The organism is Stenotrophomonas genospecies 5 (assembly GCF_054473825.1).
In genome coordinates this window covers 2,317,526-2,333,816 of sequence record NZ_JBTMUW010000001.1, presented here as the reverse complement: position 1 = coordinate 2,333,816, position 16,291 = coordinate 2,317,526, and the positions used below count along the sequence as shown (strand labels likewise).

The 16,291-nt window shown below is 66.3% G+C and carries 19 protein-coding genes and 1 tRNA gene; 9 read left to right on the top strand and 11 right to left on the bottom strand.

Annotated elements, in window-relative coordinates:
* Window positions 1-111: 111 nt before the first annotated feature.
* The 5 genes from tolB to queC all read left to right on the top strand — a co-directional run bounded on the left by tolB (window position 112) and on the right by queC (window position 4,506).
* On the top strand, window positions 112-1,431 hold the full coding sequence (gene tolB / locus ACX9OW_RS10810; protein ID WP_053520246.1) for a Tol-Pal system beta propeller repeat protein TolB: 1,320 nt from the start codon (window positions 112-114) through the stop codon (window positions 1,429-1,431).
* A gap of 64 nt (window positions 1,432-1,495) precedes the next feature.
* Window positions 1,496-2,014 carry a peptidoglycan-associated lipoprotein Pal gene (pal, locus tag ACX9OW_RS10805; protein ID WP_005418510.1) on the top strand — a complete coding sequence of 173 codons (519 nt, stop codon included), beginning with the start codon at window positions 1,496-1,498 and terminating at the stop codon, window positions 2,012-2,014.
* A 3-nt stretch (window positions 2,015-2,017) separates the two neighbouring features.
* Window positions 2,018-2,833: a tol-pal system protein YbgF gene (gene ybgF, locus ACX9OW_RS10800; RefSeq protein ID WP_053520245.1), complete on the top strand. Its 816-nt coding sequence runs from the start codon at window positions 2,018-2,020 to the stop codon at window positions 2,831-2,833.
* A 229-nt stretch (window positions 2,834-3,062) separates the two neighbouring features.
* The gene (queE, locus tag ACX9OW_RS10795) at window positions 3,063-3,764 is read left to right on the top strand and encodes a 7-carboxy-7-deazaguanine synthase QueE (protein WP_053520244.1); all 702 of its coding nucleotides are present in this window, start codon (window positions 3,063-3,065) and stop codon (window positions 3,762-3,764) included.
* Window positions 3,765-3,840: 76 nt separating this feature from the next.
* Complete coding sequence (queC, locus tag ACX9OW_RS10790; protein ID WP_053520243.1) at window positions 3,841-4,506, top strand: 7-cyano-7-deazaguanine synthase QueC; 666 nt, start codon at window positions 3,841-3,843, stop codon at window positions 4,504-4,506.
* Window positions 4,507-4,823: 317 nt separating this feature from the next.
* Here the strand turns inward: queC and ACX9OW_RS10785 are convergent, their stop codons facing one another.
* Window positions 4,824-5,780: a DUF2268 domain-containing putative Zn-dependent protease gene (locus ACX9OW_RS10785; protein ID WP_459062256.1), complete on the bottom strand. Its 957-nt coding sequence runs from the start codon at window positions 5,778-5,780 to the stop codon at window positions 4,824-4,826.
* A 175-nt stretch (window positions 5,781-5,955) separates the two neighbouring features.
* On the opposite strand from ACX9OW_RS10785, the gene ACX9OW_RS10780 reads away from it, so the two are divergent.
* Window positions 5,956-6,031: transfer RNA gene (locus tag ACX9OW_RS10780), tRNA-Lys, on the top strand.
* A gap of 178 nt (window positions 6,032-6,209) precedes the next feature.
* On the opposite strand, the gene ACX9OW_RS10775 is transcribed toward ACX9OW_RS10780, so the two are convergent.
* The 4 genes from ACX9OW_RS10775 to ACX9OW_RS10760 all read right to left on the bottom strand — a co-directional run bounded on the left by ACX9OW_RS10775 (window position 6,210) and on the right by ACX9OW_RS10760 (window position 8,053).
* Complete coding sequence (locus ACX9OW_RS10775; protein WP_128990225.1) at window positions 6,210-6,434, bottom strand: hypothetical protein; 225 nt, start codon at window positions 6,432-6,434, stop codon at window positions 6,210-6,212.
* Window positions 6,435-6,797: 363 nt separating this feature from the next.
* Entirely contained in the window at window positions 6,798-7,235 is a 438-nt protein-coding gene (locus ACX9OW_RS10770) for a hypothetical protein (protein ID WP_459062255.1), read from the bottom strand.
* 57 nt (window positions 7,236-7,292) lie between these two features.
* Window positions 7,293-7,622, bottom strand: a complete 330-nt coding sequence (locus ACX9OW_RS10765; RefSeq protein ID WP_111186739.1) for a hypothetical protein — start codon at window positions 7,620-7,622, stop codon at window positions 7,293-7,295.
* Window positions 7,623-7,696: 74 nt separating this feature from the next.
* Window positions 7,697-8,053 carry a hypothetical protein gene (locus tag ACX9OW_RS10760; RefSeq protein ID WP_180875526.1) on the bottom strand — a complete coding sequence of 119 codons (357 nt, stop codon included), beginning with the start codon at window positions 8,051-8,053 and terminating at the stop codon, window positions 7,697-7,699.
* Between the two features lie 714 nt (window positions 8,054-8,767).
* Here ACX9OW_RS10760 and ACX9OW_RS10755 point away from each other — a divergent pair.
* Both ACX9OW_RS10755 and ACX9OW_RS10750 read left to right on the top strand, forming a co-directional pair.
* A complete protein-coding gene (locus tag ACX9OW_RS10755) occupies window positions 8,768-9,616 on the top strand; it encodes an alpha/beta hydrolase (protein WP_180875527.1) in 849 nt (282 codons plus the stop codon).
* Window positions 9,617-9,698: 82 nt separating this feature from the next.
* The gene (locus tag ACX9OW_RS10750; protein WP_180875528.1) at window positions 9,699-10,637 is read left to right on the top strand and encodes an alpha/beta hydrolase; all 939 of its coding nucleotides are present in this window, start codon (window positions 9,699-9,701) and stop codon (window positions 10,635-10,637) included.
* A gap of 37 nt (window positions 10,638-10,674) precedes the next feature.
* Here the strand turns inward: ACX9OW_RS10750 and ACX9OW_RS10745 are convergent, their stop codons facing one another.
* A complete protein-coding gene (locus ACX9OW_RS10745) occupies window positions 10,675-11,097 on the bottom strand; it encodes a response regulator (protein ID WP_065174769.1) in 423 nt (140 codons plus the stop codon).
* Window positions 11,098-11,189: 92 nt separating this feature from the next.
* Entirely contained in the window at window positions 11,190-11,951 is a 762-nt protein-coding gene (locus ACX9OW_RS10740) for a CPBP family glutamic-type intramembrane protease (protein ID WP_459062254.1), read from the bottom strand.
* A gap of 150 nt (window positions 11,952-12,101) precedes the next feature.
* Between ACX9OW_RS10740 and ACX9OW_RS10735 the strand changes: the two genes are divergently transcribed.
* Window positions 12,102-12,419 (top strand): TFIIB-type zinc ribbon-containing protein, encoded by a 318-nt coding sequence (locus ACX9OW_RS10735; protein WP_053520162.1) that lies wholly within the window; start codon window positions 12,102-12,104, stop codon window positions 12,417-12,419.
* A gap of 33 nt (window positions 12,420-12,452) precedes the next feature.
* Here ACX9OW_RS10735 and ACX9OW_RS10730 read toward each other — a convergent pair whose 3' ends face one another.
* The 4 genes from ACX9OW_RS10730 to ACX9OW_RS10715 form a co-directional block, all read right to left on the bottom strand.
* Window positions 12,453-12,965, bottom strand: coding sequence for a GNAT family N-acetyltransferase (locus ACX9OW_RS10730; protein ID WP_065174771.1), 513 nt, complete (start codon window positions 12,963-12,965; stop codon window positions 12,453-12,455).
* An 81-nt stretch (window positions 12,966-13,046) separates the two neighbouring features.
* Window positions 13,047-13,991, bottom strand: coding sequence for a copper resistance protein B (locus ACX9OW_RS10725; protein WP_459062253.1), 945 nt, complete (start codon window positions 13,989-13,991; stop codon window positions 13,047-13,049).
* On the bottom strand, window positions 13,988-15,796 hold the full coding sequence (locus ACX9OW_RS10720) for a copper resistance system multicopper oxidase (protein ID WP_459062252.1): 1,809 nt from the start codon (window positions 15,794-15,796) through the stop codon (window positions 13,988-13,990). Before ACX9OW_RS10720 ends, ACX9OW_RS10725 begins: the two co-directional genes overlap by 4 nt.
* Window positions 15,797-15,870: 74 nt before the next feature.
* Window positions 15,871-16,251 carry a CopL family metal-binding regulatory protein gene (locus ACX9OW_RS10715; protein WP_053520158.1) on the bottom strand — a complete coding sequence of 127 codons (381 nt, stop codon included), beginning with the start codon at window positions 16,249-16,251 and terminating at the stop codon, window positions 15,871-15,873.
* Between the last annotated feature and the right edge of the window lie 40 nt (window positions 16,252-16,291).

Sequence of the window (16,291 nt, the reverse complement as noted above, 5' to 3'; positions counted from 1 at the left end):
GAGGACGGGCTGGAACTGACCCGGAATTCACGTACCCTTGGTTCATGATTGCGAAGCGGTTCACCGCCGCTTTGCTATCCCTCGTTCCGGTTTCCCCCTATTGAGCGCTCCATGAAGAAGATGCCTCGTTGGCTTGCCGTGTTTGCGGCCCTGTTGCTGCCCTTCGCTGCCGTCGCGCAGCAGAGGGGACTGGATATCGACATCATCGGTGGCAACGCGTCCGCGCTGCCGATCACCATCGTGCCGATGCCCTACCAGGGCTCGTCGGCCGCACCGCAGACCGATGTCGCCGGTGTGGTCCGCGCCGACCTGGAACGTTCGGGCCAGTTCCGCACCCTGCCCGAAGCGCAGATCGTGGAAAAGCCCGTCCGTGGCGGCGAGATCCAGTTCGCCACCTGGCGCGCGCTGAAGCAGAACTACATCGTCGTCGGCCGCGTGCTGGACGCCGGTGCCGGTGCCTACCGCGTCGAGTACGAACTGTTCGACGTGCCGAAGGGCGAGCGCCTGCTCGGCCTGGCGATGACCGCCCGCGGCAATGCCATGCGCGACGTCGCCCACCAGATGGCCGATGCCATCTACGAGAAGATCACTGGTGTCCGGGGTGCCTTCTGGACCCGCATCGCCTACGTGACCGCCAGCGGCAAGGGCGACGCCATGCGCTATGCGCTGATGGTGGCCGACTCCGATGGCTACAACCCGCAGACCATTGTGCGTTCGGCCGAGCCGCTGCTGTCGCCGTCGTGGAGCCCGGATGGTGGCAAGCTGGCCTACGTCAGCTTCGAGCGCGGCAACTCGGCCATCTACATCCAGAACATCGCCACCGGTGCCCGTGAGCTGGTCACCAGCTTCCGCGGCATCAACAGCGCGCCTGCGTTCTCGCCGGACGGCCGCAAGCTGGCCCTGACCCTGTCGCGCTCCGGCAACCCGGAAATCTACGTGATGGACCTGGGCAGCAAGCAGCTGACCCAGCTGACCAACCACTTCGCCATCGATACCGAGCCGACCTGGGCACCGGACGGCAGCGCGGTGTACTTCACCTCCGACCGCGGCGGCCGTCCGCAGGTCTACAAGGTCGGTGCCGGCGGCGGCAGCGCCGAGCGCGTGACCTTCCAGGGCAACTACAACGCCAAGCCTTCGGTGTCCTATGACGGCAAGAAGATCGCCGTGGCCCAGGGCTCGGGCAACAGCTACAAGATCGCGATGATGGACAGCTCGCTGGGCTCGCCGCGCTGGAGCACCCTGTCCCCGGGTTCGCTGGATGAATCGCCGAGCTTTGCGCCCAACGCAAGCATGGTGCTGTACGCCGCCCGCGAAGGTGGCCGTGGTGTGTTGTATGCCGTTTCGGCCGATGCGCGGGTTCGCCAGCGCCTGGTTCTGGCCGATGGTGATGTGCGCGAGCCGGCATGGTCCCCATACCGTACCCAGCGCTAAAAGAGTGTTAATATTTTCGCTGTCTTGAACCCCTCATCGGCCTAGGAGCCACAAAGGTATCGCCATGAACAAGTCCACCCGTGTTCTGCTTGTTTCCCTGCTGTCTGTGGCCGTCCTGGCCGGTTGCTCGAAGAAGGTGAAGGAAGAGCCGGCAGCCCCGGTCGACACCGGCACCTCGACCACCACCCCGACCGGTCCGTCGACCTCCGGCCTGTACGGCCCGGGCGACCTGGATACCGATGCCTGCCTGCGCCAGCGCGTTGTCTACTTCGACCTGGACAAGGAAGACGTGAAGCCGGAATTCCAGGCCATCATGGCTTGCCACGCCAAGTACCTGCGTGACCGCCCGTCCTCGCGCATCACCCTGCAGGGCCACACCGACGAGCGTGGTTCGCGCGCGTACAACCAGGCCCTGGGCGAGCGTCGTGGCAACGGCGTCAGCTCGGCGCTGCAGGCCAACGGTGGCTCGGCTTCGCAGCTGACCGTCGTGTCCTACGGTGAAGAGCGTCCGGTCTGCACCGAGTCGAACGAGTCCTGCTGGTCGCAGAACCGTCGCGTCGAAATCGTCTACACCGCGCAGTAATCCATGCGCATTGGCATCAAACTGATGCTGGTCGTTGCGGCAGCCCTCGTGGCTGCCGCACCGGCGCATGCACAGCGACAGAGTCTGGCCGATCGTGTCGGCGCGCTCGAGCAGCAGATGTACAACAACAGTGCCAACCAGGACCTGTTGAACCAGATCAACCAGCTGCGGCAGCAGGTGACCAGCCTGCAGGCCTCGATCGAGCAGTTGCAGCACGACAACGCCCAGCTCAAGCAGTCCGCCCAGGATCAGTACCTGGACCTGGACAGCCGCCTGAACCGGTTGGAAGGTGGCAATGCCCCGGTCCTGCCCCCCGTTCCGGCGAACGCGCCGCAGGCCGCACCGGCCCCGGCCAAACCGGCAGCGGCGGCCACTTCCGAGCGGCCGCCGTCCATCCATGGCGATCCCGGCAGTCTGGCCGCCACGGGCGACGAGCGCACCGCCTACAACGTCGCCTTCGATTCGCTCAAGGCCGGCAAGTACGATGATTCGGCGCAGCTGTTCCTGAGCTTCCTGCAGTTGTATCCGAACGGCGTGTACGCGCCGAATGCGCTGTACTGGCTGGGCGAGAGCTACTACGCCACCCGCAATTTCCCGATGGCCGAGACCCAGTTCCGCGAGCTGCTCTCACGCTATCCGACCCATGACAAGGCCGCGGGCGGCCTGCTCAAGGTCGGCCTCTCGCAGTATGGCGAGGGCAAGGTCGATCAGGCCCAGCAGACGCTGGAGACCGTCGTGGCGCAGTACCCCGGCTCGGACGCCGCGCGCACCGCGCAGGACCGCCTGCAGTCGATCCGCCTGGGCCAGCAGATCCGCTGACCGGGCGTACAATATGTGTCCCGTAGCGCCGAGCTCATGCTCGGCTGCTTTCGTTTCCGGATCGGCCAACCCGCCCGGATCCGGTAGCGCCGGGCCATGCCCGGCGGCTCGCATCACCGGCTGGGCCATGCCCGTCCGGTTGCTGTTGTAGAGCCGAGCCATGCTCTGCTGCTTTCGTTACCGGCCACGGTAGCCCACCCGCCACGTGTCCCACAAAGAAGTTCCCGCCATGACCGCCGTTACCCCGTCCAACGCCGTCGCCACCCCCAGCGACATCGTGCAGTCGCCCCTGCCGCGCCTGAAGATCACCGAGATCTTCACGTCGCTGCAGGGCGAAGCCGATACCGCCGGCTGGCCGACCGTGTTCGTGCGCCTGACCGGCTGCCCGCTGCGCTGCCAGTACTGCGACACCGCGTACGCCTTCCACGGCGGCACCTGGTGGGATATCGACGACATCGTGGCCGAAGTGCTGGCCCAGGGCGTGCGCCACGTCTGCGTGACCGGCGGCGAGCCGCTGGCGCAGAAGCGCTGCCTGGTGCTGCTGCAGAAGCTGTGTGACGCCGGCCTGGACGTCTCGCTGGAAACGTCCGGTGCGCTGGACGTCAGCGCGGTGGACCCGCGCGTATCACGCGTGGTCGACATCAAGACCCCGGGTTCGGCCGAGGTGGCGCGCAACCGCTGGGAGAACCTGCCGCTGCTGACCGCACGCGACCAGATCAAGTTCGTCATCTGCAGCCGCGAGGACTACGACTGGGCCAAGGCCCTGCTGGCCGAGCACGAGCTGGTGAAGCGTTGCACGGTGTTCTTCTCGCCCAGCAAGGGGGAGATCACCGCGCGCCAGCTGGCCGACTGGATTGTTGAAGACCGGCTTCCGGTACGCTTCCAGATGCAGCTGCACAAGATTCTGTGGAACGATGAGCCGGGCCGCTGAGGCCACCCTTGTTTCCTGATGCAACTCCGGCGCGGGACAGCGTGCTGGCTTTCCTCCCCCAACCGGAAGATTTTCCATGAAGAAGGCAGTCGTGCTTCTCTCCGGCGGCATGGATTCAGCCGCCGTCATCGCCATGGCCCAGGAACAGGGCTTTGCCGTGCATGCCCTGAGCGTACGCTATGGCCAGCGCCACACCTCCGAACTGGACGCCGCCGCACGCGTGGCCAAGGCCCAGGGCGTGGTCGCGCACAAGACCGTGGATGTGGACCTGCGCAGCATCGGCGGCTCGGCACTGACCGATGACATCGACGTACCCGAGGCCGGCGGTGCCGGCATTCCGGTCACCTACGTGCCCGCACGCAACACCATCATGCTGTCGCTGGCCCTGGGCTGGGCCGAAGTGCTGGGCGCCAACGACATCTTCTGTGGCGTCAATGCCGTGGATTACTCCGGCTACCCGGACTGCCGCCCCGAGTTCATCGCCGCCTTCCAGACCCTGGCCAACCTGGCGACGAAGTCCGGCGTGGAAGGTGCAGGCATCAAGGTGCACGCGCCGCTGCAGTTCCTGAGCAAGGGCCAGATCGTCAGCGAGGGTGTGCGCCTGGGCGTGGACTTCGGCCTGACCGTGTCCTGCTACAACGCCGATGCCAACGGTGCCGCGTGCGGCCACTGCGATGCCTGCCGCCTGCGTGCACAGGGCTTCGCCGACGCCGGCGTGGCCGACCCGACGCTGTACGCCTGAGGTGATGGGGGCTGATGCCCCAATGGTGGGTGCCAACCTTGGTTGGCACTGAGCGCTGGGCAGGTCTGACTCTGGTGGGTGCCAACCTTCGTTGGCACTTTGCGCCGGGCAGGCCTGACTCTGGTGGGTGCCAACCTTGGTTGGCACTTTGCGCCGGGCAGGCCTGACGCTGGTGGGTGCCAACCTTGGTTGGCACTGTGCGCCGTGCAGGTCTGACACTGTTGGGTGCCAACCTTGGTTGGCACTGTGCGCCGGGCAGGTCTGACACTGGTGGGTGCCAACCTTGGTTGGCACTGTGCGCCGGGCATGGCCCGGCGCTACCGCTGCTGCAACCAACCCGAAGCTTCGATGAAGGCCCGCACCGCCTTGGGATCGGCGTAGTCCAGCTCGATCATCCGCGCGATCCCCGCCTTCTCATCGGCCTGCCGGCGCATGTACTCCTGCGCGATGCGATAGCCGGCGTAGTAGCCGATGTCGCTCACGCCGAACGGATTGCGGGCACTGTTGTACAGCCAGTTGTCCAGGTCATCGCCGTCCATCTCGGCGATGAACCGGGTACGTATCTCCGCCTCGTGCAGCGGGCCGTAGTCATAGAGCGGCAGGGCAGGGCGCCTGCCGCTGATGCGCTCGGCGATGTACTCGGCCACACCCTCGCGTACCGCGTACTGCGCCAGATTGCCGGTGGTCTCGCGTTGCTGGGTGTGCACATACTCATGCAGGTTGTTCTGCGCGTTGTTCGCGCCGGGGCGGCTGTCATAGAAGATGCGCAGGCGGCTGCGCATCGGCTCCGGCAGTTCGCTGACATCCACGCGCTCGTCGCCCAGTGCCATCTCCGCACCGATCAGCACCTGGTCGCCCAGCGTGGTGCCGCCGGTACGCAGCACGCCCACCGCATAGGTGATCGTGGCCGGGCGCAGGGCGGGGTAGAGCGTGCGGAAGGCGGCCAGATCACGCTCCAGCGAGGCACTGGCCCGCTGCGCGTTGGTCGTGAGTGGTCGTACTGAGGTCCAGAAGCGCGGCCACGCGTTCATGGCCTCGGCGTATTCGCGGGCGGTGTAGTTGCGCACGTGCATCAGCGCGTGCAGGCCAGGGCTACCCGGATCGATATAGCGCTGCTGGACCAGCGCCACCCGGCGCTCGGCATCGGGTTCGGTGCGCACGGCATCGTAGGTGGCCCAGAAGCGGGCGATGTCGTCGCTACGCACCGGGGACGGCGCTGCCAGCGCGGCGCCGGGCAACAGCAGTGCGGCGATCAGGGGCAGGCAGCGGCGCATCCAGGCTCTCCAGTGGGGATCAGGGATGGGATGCGCGGTGCGGGCGGAAGGTTTAAGCCGGTTCAAGCCGGCTGCCCGGGCGCTTGATTGCCCGGGCTGCGGGTATGGGGTTTCGCGTCGCGTGGCAAAGTGGGGTAGAATGCCCACCCCCGCCACGCGGCTGGGGCAGTGCACCGGGCCGTTAGCTCAGTCGGTAGAGCAGAAGACTTTTAATCTTTTGGTCGTAGGTTCGAATCCTACACGGCCCACCATGTGCACCAAGGGTTTCAGCCCTTCCCCCGCGCTCCGCAAAATATCCACCGCTCCGCGCGGTGCTTGGCTGCGGCCGCCTGATCGACTATCTCTGCTTTCAAATCGAGCGATCGCAATTGCCAATTGGGGTAAGGCGCAAAGACCTGAGCCTTTGCGCCGATGTTCATGTGGGGAACGTTACTCGAAGATCACTTGATCGCCTTGGAAGAACTGGCTCCAAGTATTCACAACCACGCAGCCATCGTTGTTGCAGTACTTTTCCGTACATTGGTACCAGCCACCCCCGAGAGGGCTGCAGGTTGTTTGAAAGCCGGCGGCCTTCGCTTCAGGCACCACACCAATTGTAGACATCGCACCGATCGTGACAGCAATGAAACCGAACAGGATGTTATGGGTCTTCATAATCACTCCTCTAGGTCTTGGCTAGCTCGACATCTACGAGCGGTTCAGAGTCTTTCAGCTCTCCGATTTCCGTGCTATAGGGAAATTCCTACATTTTGGTTTCCCGAACTCGCCTCGCGCGTGTCCACAGAACGCAGGTGATGGTGGCAACAACCATTACGCCGGCCCAACGCCAGCTGCGGCCAGACCAGTACCCAGTTTCATTGCTCCCAGATCACGGCCAGTGGCCGGCCAGACGCGTGGGCCGTTCCGTCCAGATTGCCGCCGCTGCCAGAGGCCGGTTGCGCCAGAGCCAAGTTGAAAAGCGGTGCCGGCTTGCGCGAGGCGCGTTTGGTCCAGCAGCAGCCCAGGAGCGTAGCTCGATTACTTGATGCTCTCGGGGCTGAAGCCGCGCTTGAAGTGATACTCAACCAGCATCCACCCGCTATCGATCCCTGTATGGGCCCAAGTTTCGATGGAGCCATCTGCCTGGCGACTCGTGATCGTGATCGCCTCGCCCTGCCGCCCTGAGGCGGGCAGCTCCACAGTTGAGCCGCTGGATGTTCGAGTCAGCGGTTGCGGCTCAATCTGCCTGCGGACAATCGAAATCTCTCCCCCAGAGGTGACGGGCGCGTATCCGGGAGACCGTGCCTTGACCCACGCCAGAATGGACGCGGCCTCGACGGAGCCTGCTGGCCAGGTCGTCCGCGATTCCACGGTGGTGCGCGCCTTCACGGGTGCGGCGTCTGCACCGACCAGTGCCGGGCCGACAAACACACTCGTCAACAGCGCGATGCCGAAAGCAAGCGACGTCATCTGCATGGGAATTCCTTTCCTTGGACAGCGATCAATGGGTGCGTTCCCCACCTCCTGTGGAGACTACTTCGCCGTCGCAGCCTTGGCCTCTGCTGCCTCGCGTTCCGCCGCCACGGTGGCAGCCACATTCGCAGCGCGGGCGGCGGCGTTCGCGGCCCGCTCCGCCGTGGCACGATCCGCATCGAACTGCGCCAGCCGTTGGATGCTGTATCTGCGCTCCAGTTCAGCTGATGCAGCGAAGCTGTCGGGATGCTTCGCGGCGCAGGCCTGCTGCACCAGTTGCACCGCACGGTCGGACAGCCCGGGCTGGAGGTTAGCGAGCAGGCAGTCGCCATACGGAGCGGATGCGGTTGGGCCTGCGGCCAGTGCGACGACGATCATTGCATTCAACATGCGTACCTCCTTGTAGGTTTGAACATGACGATGGACCGGTCCGGCCCGAGTATGGACCGCTTTGCGGCAGCGGGCTACTCGGCCCGCACATCCCGGCACACCAGCTCGGCCAAACTGCGGCAGGCGAAGAACAGCCCTTCCACTACCCCGGCGTCCAGATGCCGGTCCGGCGTGGCCATTTCCCGGCAGCGGTCGGCGGCGTGCAGCATTTCCGCCACGGTGAGCATGCCGATGGCCGCCCGCTCCACCCGCGACAGGGCAACCCCACGCCCCGGGGAAACGTCGGCCTCAGGCCAGGGCAGACCATCGGCACCTTCACCCGCGCGGATGCGTTTCAGGCAGCCCAGGAAGGTGCTCAGTTCGGGCGATGGGTTGTCGTCGTCATCATCGATGCTGGCGGCGTGTGAAGCATAGTGCGGACGTTCGGTCATCTCGGCTTCCTCGGCTCTTGCGTGGACGTGCCACCGCGCAGAGCGGGTGGCGGGCGATGCGTGGCTGCAAGCCGGGATGACATCAAGCAATTGACCGGCGGGTCCAGAGACCCCCACGCACCGCCCGCCATGAAGGCCGATGGATCACCCGCCGGCACCATCCAGTGATGATGCCGACGGGGGAGCGCAAACAACATGCTTGAAAGTAATCACGGGCTTGCAGGCCCGGTGCCACTTGTTGTCGGTGGCGCTGCATGGTGATTACGCACGCGCTTGGATTTCAATGAGGATTCTCCGAAGAGAAATGTGGAACCAAGGCGCGCGACGATGGTGGCGCAGGTGCATCTGATGCGGCAAGCGACAGCACGCGACGTGTTGATGCTTACGCCCGGTTTATCGCGTTGGAAGTTGTCGAGAACAGCGGGTGGCGGCGACCGTGCCGTGATGTGTCGCGTGGAAAATGGGCGTGACTTTCGCCTGCAGCGGTGGCAAGGCCTGCGAGTCGTACCCTCGAAAATCGGTGCATTTGCGACGACCGAGATGTTGGCGTCCGCGCCAGAGCGAGGTGTTGTAGAGCCGAGCCATGCTCGGCTGCAGTTCGCGTCAGGGCCAAGCCGAGCGTGGGCTCGGCTCTACAGTGATCCATCCACGCTTGGCGTGGATCTACAGCGACCTCGCGCTATGCTCGGCCTCTTTCCCAGGACGGGTTCCCCCATGCGCCCCATCGTGCTGTCGCTGTTGTTGTCCGCCGTCTCCCCCGCGCCACTGATGGCCGCCGAACCCGCGCCGTCCGCGCAGACAACGCCGGCCGCGCCGCTCGTCATCGGCGAGACCTTCACCGTGCAATCGAAGGCGCTGGGCGAGACCCGCCGCATCAATGTCTACCGCCCGCAGCCGTGGGGCCTGGATCCGAAGGCACCGCTGCCGGTGCTCTACATGCCCGACGGCGGCATCGGCGAGGACTTCCTGCATGTGGCGGGGCTGGTGCAGGTGCTGACCGGTAACGGCAGCATGCGCCCGTTCCTGCTGGTCGGCATCGAGAACACCGAGCGCCGCCGCGACATGACCGGCCCCAGCAAGGACCCGCAGGACCAGAAGATCGCGCCGCGCATCGGCGGTTCGGCGGCCTACCGCGCCTTCCTGCGCGATGAACTGATGCCGCAGGTGCGCCAGCGCTACCCGACCACCGACGAGCGTGCGTTGATCGGCGAATCGTTGGCCGGCCTGTTTGTGGTTGAAACACTGCTGCAGGAACCGACCCTGTTCAACAGCTACATCGCGCTCGATCCCAGCCTGTGGTGGAACCGTGGCACCTTGCTGGCCGGCGCAGCCACGCAGCTGCCGGCGGTGACGCAGGCAAAGCCACGCGTATTCCTGGCCAGCAGCGGGCAGCCGGAACTGGCCAGTTCCGCGGCGCAGTTGGCCACGCTGCTGCAACAGCCGTCGCCGTCGCCCCTGGTGAAGTACCTGCCGCTGCCGGAAGAAACCCACTCCACGATCTATCACCCGGCCGCATTGCAGGCGCTGCGCACGCTGTTCCCCGCGCCGCCGGCTTCGCCCTGACCGCACTGGCACCGGCGTGCACCGCATGCAAGGATGCGGCAGCGGCGCCGTCCGGTGCGCCGCCCGTAACGGGAGCGTGTGGATGCAGCGTGTGCGTGGATGGAGTGTGGCGGCCTGTCTGGCCGTAAGTGGCTGTGTGATGTCGGTGGCGCCACCGGCGGCGCAGAGTGAGGCAAAGCAAAGCGCGTCTACCGTCGCGCCGGGTGTGGTGCTGCCGGATACCGAGGCGCTGCGCGTGCACGATCCGTTCGGCCGCGATTACCCGGTGTGGGTGGCGTTGCCGGCCGACTACGCCGCACATCCGGAAAAGCGCTATCCGGTGCTGTACGTGACCGACGCGCTGTACAGCTTCCCGCTGGTACGCAGCGTGCGACACATGGTGGGGCAGCGGGGCGTCAACATCGAAGACTTCATCCTGGTGGGGCTGCCGCCGCAGGAGGGGCTGACCTCCAGGCAGAGCCGCTCGCGCGACTACACGCCCAGCGACCCGGCACGTACCGATCCGCGGGACTACAGTGATGACGTCAGCTACGGCGGTGCCGCGCACTATCGCGACTTTCTTGCCGAGCAGGTGCTGCCGATGATCGATGCGCGCTACCGCACCGATCCGGCGCGGCGCGCCTATGCAGGCCATTCCTATGGTGGCCTGTTCGGTGCCTATGTGCTGACCACGCGCCCGGACATGTTCCGTAGCTACATCCTGTCCAGTCCGTCGCTGTGGTTCGATGATCATCGCGTGCCGCGCATGCAGGCGGAGGCCAAGGCGCCGACGCAGCCGACCACGGTGGTGCTGTCGGTAGGCAGCTTTGAAACGGTCAAGCCCGAGCCGCGTTACTTCACCCGCAACGACATGCTGCGCGACAACGCCGAGTTCGCCGAGCAGCTGCGCAGCAGCGGGCGTTCGTTGAAGGTGGAGAACATGGTGATCGATGACGAGGACCACTTCACGGTCTACCCGGACGTGATCACGCGCGCGCTGCTGAGGGTGTTTCCGGGCACCGGGCCGTACAGCAGCGGTTGATGGCGGATGTCATCCACACAGGACGTGGATGGACGCTTCACGCCGCCTGTGCATCCGGCCCGGTCAATACGCCCACATCCGCGTGGCGGAAGCACAGGCGGATCGCATCGAGCAGCTCGCTCATGTTGTACGGCTTGGGCAGGAAATGGATGCCGTCGCGCAGCTGCGGCAGGACGGCGTGCTGGTCCATGCCCGATGTCACCAGGATCGGCAGCTGGGGATGCAGGCCGCGGACCCGGTTGGCGGCTTCAATACCGCTGATCGGGCCCAGATTGACATCGGTGAACAGCAGGTCGAAGCGCTCACCGGCGGCCAGCAGTCCAAGCGCTGCTTCTGCAGAGCTCACCCCCACCACGTGGCAGGCTTGGCTTTCCAGCGCCATGCGGCTCAGTTCGCGGGTCTCCTCCGCGTCCTCGATCAGCAGGACGCGCGGTTCAACGTGGCGCTTGGACAGCAACATGACGCGACAACTCCGGACAGCGACGGTGAAAAGGCGCGCAAGTATGCGCAATCCGGTAGTGATCCCGGCGTGCACGGCAAGCCACGTGGATGTTACAGGCGGCGGCGCCGGCGCATGTCCCAGGCCAGGACCGCGACCGCCAGCAGAGCCGTGCCGATGCGCAGGCTGGTGGCCTGCCAACCCAGCGCCACGGCGTCGTCCAGGCTGAACACGTTCCAGGCCAGGTTCATCGACACATGCAGCACCAGGCCGCACCACAGGGTGTTGCCATCCAGGCGGTCCAGCCAGGCGAAGACGAAGCCGCCCAAGGCGATCACCGTACCGACGAACAGCGCCACCCCGCCGCCATCGAAACCGCCGAATCCAAGCCAGTGCACCATGCCGAACAACAGGGCCTGCGGGAGTGCGAGCAAGGGCCACGGGCCGCGCACGATCTTCACCAGCAGAATGAAGCCCAGGCCGCGGAACAGAATCTCTTCGGCCAGCGGGAACAGAACGGCCAGCATCGTCGCATCGAGGGCGGTCAGCGCCGTGTTGGGTCGGCCGAGCACGGCCAGACCCACCCAGCAGGGCAGGCTGGCCAGCAGCACCCATAGCGGTCCGCGCATCCCGTTGCCGCGCAGGCCGAGGCTTTCGGCCAACCCCATGTGGCGCGGACGCAGCAGCAGGGCCAGCAGCACGGCCACCAGCACCGCCAGGGCGTTGTCGAGCAGGCTGCCGCCATAGGGGATCGGCAGGCCGGGGATGGGCCGCCCCAGCGCCGCCGCGATGTCACGTACGTTCAGCCCCAGGCCCGTTCCCAGCAGGACCAGCAGGATCCGGGCGGCAGTCGGCAGGCGGGACAGGGCACTCATCAGCGCATTCCATGCGGGACCAGGCCACAGTGTGCGAGGCGGCGCGATGCAGGGCACGCGCCGGAAGTCCCCCTGCCATCGGTCATGCGTTGCCGGACAGTCATCGCAGAGCAGGTAGAGTCCAGAGCAGACCTGACAGGAGCAATGCCGATGCTGTGCCCCGTGTGCAAGACCCAGACCCTGCAGATGGCCGAGCGCCATGGCATCGAGATCGACTACTGCCCGAATTGCCGCGGCGTGTGGCTGGATCGTGGCGAACTGGACAAGATCATCGAGCGCGCCAATGCCGGTGCGGCGGTGCCGCCACCGCCGCCAGCACAGGCACAACCGGCGGCAGTGCCACCGCCGGTGATGCACCGCGATACCCGCCACCTTGGCCAGCGTCACGACGAAAACCGTGGCCAGCACGGTTACGGCTACAAGAAAAAGAAGAAGGAAAGCTTCCTGTCCGACCTGTTCGATTTCTGACAGGCCCACGGGGCAGCGGCGATCCCGGGGGCGTCAGGCCCGGCGCAGGATGAACTCGCGATCGCGGCTGTCGCCGACGATGAAGTCGTATTCGCCGGCCTTGCTGCAACCGTAGCGCGCGTAGAAGCGCTGTGCGCCGAGGTTCTCCTCCCAGACGCCGACCCACAGGGTGCGGCGCTGCGGCGTATCCAGCCAATGCAGGAACGCCTCCATCAGGCGCGCCCCGTGGCCGCCGTTCTGGTACGCCGCCAGCACATACAGGCGCTTGAGTTCGATGTCGCCGTCGCGGGCGTCGACATGCGGCAGGGTGTTGGCTCCTGCGGCCAGATAGCCAACCACCGTATCGCCATCGAGCAGCAGCCAGACCGCGCTGCGTGGATCGGACAGCTCGATGCGCTGCGGCTGCGTGCTGTAGTGCGCGTGCAGGAACGCATGCAGATCCTGCGGCGGATAGGAGTCGCCCCAGGTTTCGGTGTAGGTGGCGATGGCGATCGCTGAGAGCGCTTCAGCGTCGGCGAAGGTGGCGCGGCGGATCTGCAAGGCCATGATGCAAGCTGCGAAAGAACGTGCCGCAGTGTAGCCGGCCCCGGTCTGAACCGAGGCCGGCTGCTGCACGCATTGTGCCGACTAGAACCACATGCGCACGCCCGCTACCCAGCGCGTGTCGCGCGCGTGGTCGCCGGCATAGTCGGCGGTATCGCCGAAACTGCGCTCATGGGTGATACCGATGTAAGGCGCGAAGCGGCGGCTGAACTCGTAGCGCAGGCGCAGTCCGGCCTCGACCTTGTTCAGGCCGCGCCCGATGCCGTACTCCGGTTCGTCCTTGCTGGCCACGGTGGCCTCCACCAGCGGCTGCAGGATCAGCCGGTTGGTCAGCAGCACGTCGTACTCCACTTCGGCCTTGGCCAGCAGCTGTCCGCCGGAGCCGGCATAGAGCGTGGCCGAACTCTCGAACTTGTACGGCGCCAGGCCCTGGATGCCGATGGCCGCCCAGGTTCGGGAATCGGCGGGGCGGAAGTCCTGGCGGACACCCACCAGTACATCCCACCAGGGCGACACGCTGCGCCCGTACAGTGCTTCCACCGCCGAGGATTCGGTGCGGCCCTCACTGCGCTCGCCATCGGTGCGCAGCCACAGGCGGTTGATGTTGCCGCCGATCCAGCCGGTGGCCTCCCAGGCTTGGCCGTTGCTGTTTTTGCCGTCCCAATGCTCCAGGCGGTCGATCAGCAGCAGGCTGTTGATCTCCGGCGCATGCTCCATCGCGCCATGGGCGATGGGCGGGAACGCGGCGGCACGATCGGCGTCGGTGGGCACTGGAATCGGCTCGCGCGGCTCGGTCGGCGCGGACGTGCCGTGACCCATCGCCGCGTGATCCATCTGCGAGTGATCCATCGTCGAATGATCCATCTTCGAGTGATCAACCGCGTCTTCGGCAGTGGGCTGCTTGGTCTTCGGCGCCGGTGCCGGTGCGGGCGTGGGCATGTCATGGCCCGCGTGCGACTGTGCGAAAGCAGGCAGTGCGACGGTCAGGGCCATTGCCAGCAGGCTGGGGGAGGAAAGGGAGCGTCTCATTCTTCGATCCTCACTTCGCGCATCATCCCCGCTTCCATGTGGTAGAGCAGGTGGCAGTGATAGGCCCAGCGGCCGAGCGCGTCGGCGCGAACGCGGTAGCTGCGGCGGGTGCCCGGCGGCATGTCCACCGTGTGCTTGCGCAGCTGGAAGTTGCCCTGCGCGTCCTCCACATCGCTCCAGACGCCATGCAGGTGGATCGGATGCTGCATCATCGTGTCGTTGACCAGCACGATGCGCATGCGCTCGCCGTAGTTCAGCCGCAGTGGCTCGGCGCTGGCGAATGGAATGCCGTCGAACGACCAGGAGAACTTCTCCATGTGGCCGGTCAGGTGCAGCTCGATCTCACGGCTGGGCTCGCGGCCATCGGGATCGTCGAACAGGCTGCGCATCGCGCCGTAGGTCAGCACCTGGCGGCCGTTGTCGCGCAGGCCGATGCCTGGATCGTCCAGCTTGGGATCGGTGGCCGAGCTCTGCATGTCCACCAGCGGATTGTTGCGTTCGCTGGCCGGGTGCTGCGGAGCCTTGCCGGTGGTCGTCGCGCCGCCATGCGCGCCGTGCCCCATGCTGGCGCCGCAGCCGCCTTCCATGCCTTTCATCGCGGCCATGTCATGACCGCCGTGACCGCCGCCCATGTCGTGACCCATATCGCTCATCGTCAGCAGCGGGCGTGGGTCGCGGGCGGGAACCGGCGCCTGCAGGCCGTGGCGCACGGCCAGGGTGCCGGCCGCGTAGCCGGTGCGGCCCATGTCCTGGCAGAAGATGGTGAACGCATCCTGCCCGCTGGGTTCGACCAGCACGTCGTAGGTCTCGGCGGGGGCGATGCGGAACTCATCGATGCTGACCGGATGGATGTACTGGCCATCGGCAGCGACCACGGTCATCTTCAGGCCGGGAATGCGCACGTCGAAGTAGGTCATCGAGGCGCCGTTGATGAAGCGCAGCAGCACCTTCTCGCCAGTGCGGAACAGCCCGGTCCAGTTGCCGGCCGGCGCGGTGCCGTTCATCAGGTAGGTGTACGTATGCGCGTTGATGTCGGAGATGTCGGTGGGTGTCATCCGCATCCGTCCCCACATGCCGCGGTCGGACAGCGCCGCAGACCAGCCATCGCGGCGCACATCGCGCACGAAGTCGGGCAGGGTGCGCTTGTAGTAGTTGTCGTGCTCGGCGAGCTTCTTCATGCGCCGGAACAGTGCACCCGGGTCCATGTCGGTCCAGTCCGACAGCATGATCACGTGCTCGCGGTCGTGCCGGTACGGGGCCGGCTCGGCCGGGTCGATGATCAGTGCGCCATACAGGCCGGCCTGCTCCTGGAACATCGAATGGCTGTGATACCAGTACGTGCCCGACTGCTTGAGCTGGAAGTGGTAGTGGTAGGTCTCGCCGGGACCGATGCCGTTGAAGCTCAGGCCCGGGACGCCGTCCATGTTGGCCGGCAGCAGGATGCCGTGCCAGTGGATCGAGGTCGGGTGGCGGTCCAGCGTATTGCGTACGAACAGATCCACGGTCTGGCCCTCGCGCCAGCGCAGGATCGGTGCCGGCAGTGAGCCGTTGACGGTGATCGCCGGCCGGGTGCGACCAGTGAAGTTGGCCAGCGATTCGCCGATGGCCAGTTCCAGGCGGGTATCGGTCAGCACGGCGGGTGCGCCGGCCAGGCGCGGGGCGGCACTGGCCGCAGCGAGCGCTCGCTGCGGCACGCCGACCGAGGCGATGCCGGCAACCACGCCGCCAGCGGCGAGACCCTGAACGAACAGGCGGCGCGACGGCATGGGCAGGGCGCCCGGGCCGGGGGGAATGCGGGTATTCATGGTGGTGACTCCAGACACGGTAGGACGCCGGCAGCGGGCCGGCTTGAGTGCGCGTGGCGCACGACGCGTGTGGATCAGGCGATGGGAGGGCGGGAAAGTGGCGGCAACGGCGGCGCCGGGCGGCCGTTGGCCGGCATCGGCTGCGGTGTCAGCGACAGGCCGGGACCGGCCATGAAGGGCAGCGCCTGCACCGCCAGCAGGGGATGCTGGGCGCAGCTGCGCAGGCAGTCCTTGATCTGGCAATGCGCATCGTGGGCCGCCGGTTGGGCCTGCGGCGCCTCGTCGGCGGACATGGCGGCGTGGTGATGGCAGTCGGCGTCGCCCGCCATCGTCGCCATCATCACGTGGGCCATGCGGCCCATCTCCTCATGACCGCTGGCCATGGCCGCGTTCAGCCCGTTGAGCAACAGGCTGAGCATGAGCACGACGCGGAGCAGGGTCGAGGCCAGGGACATGGCGCTAATCTAGCCGCAAGCGGGCCCGGATGCACTTCCG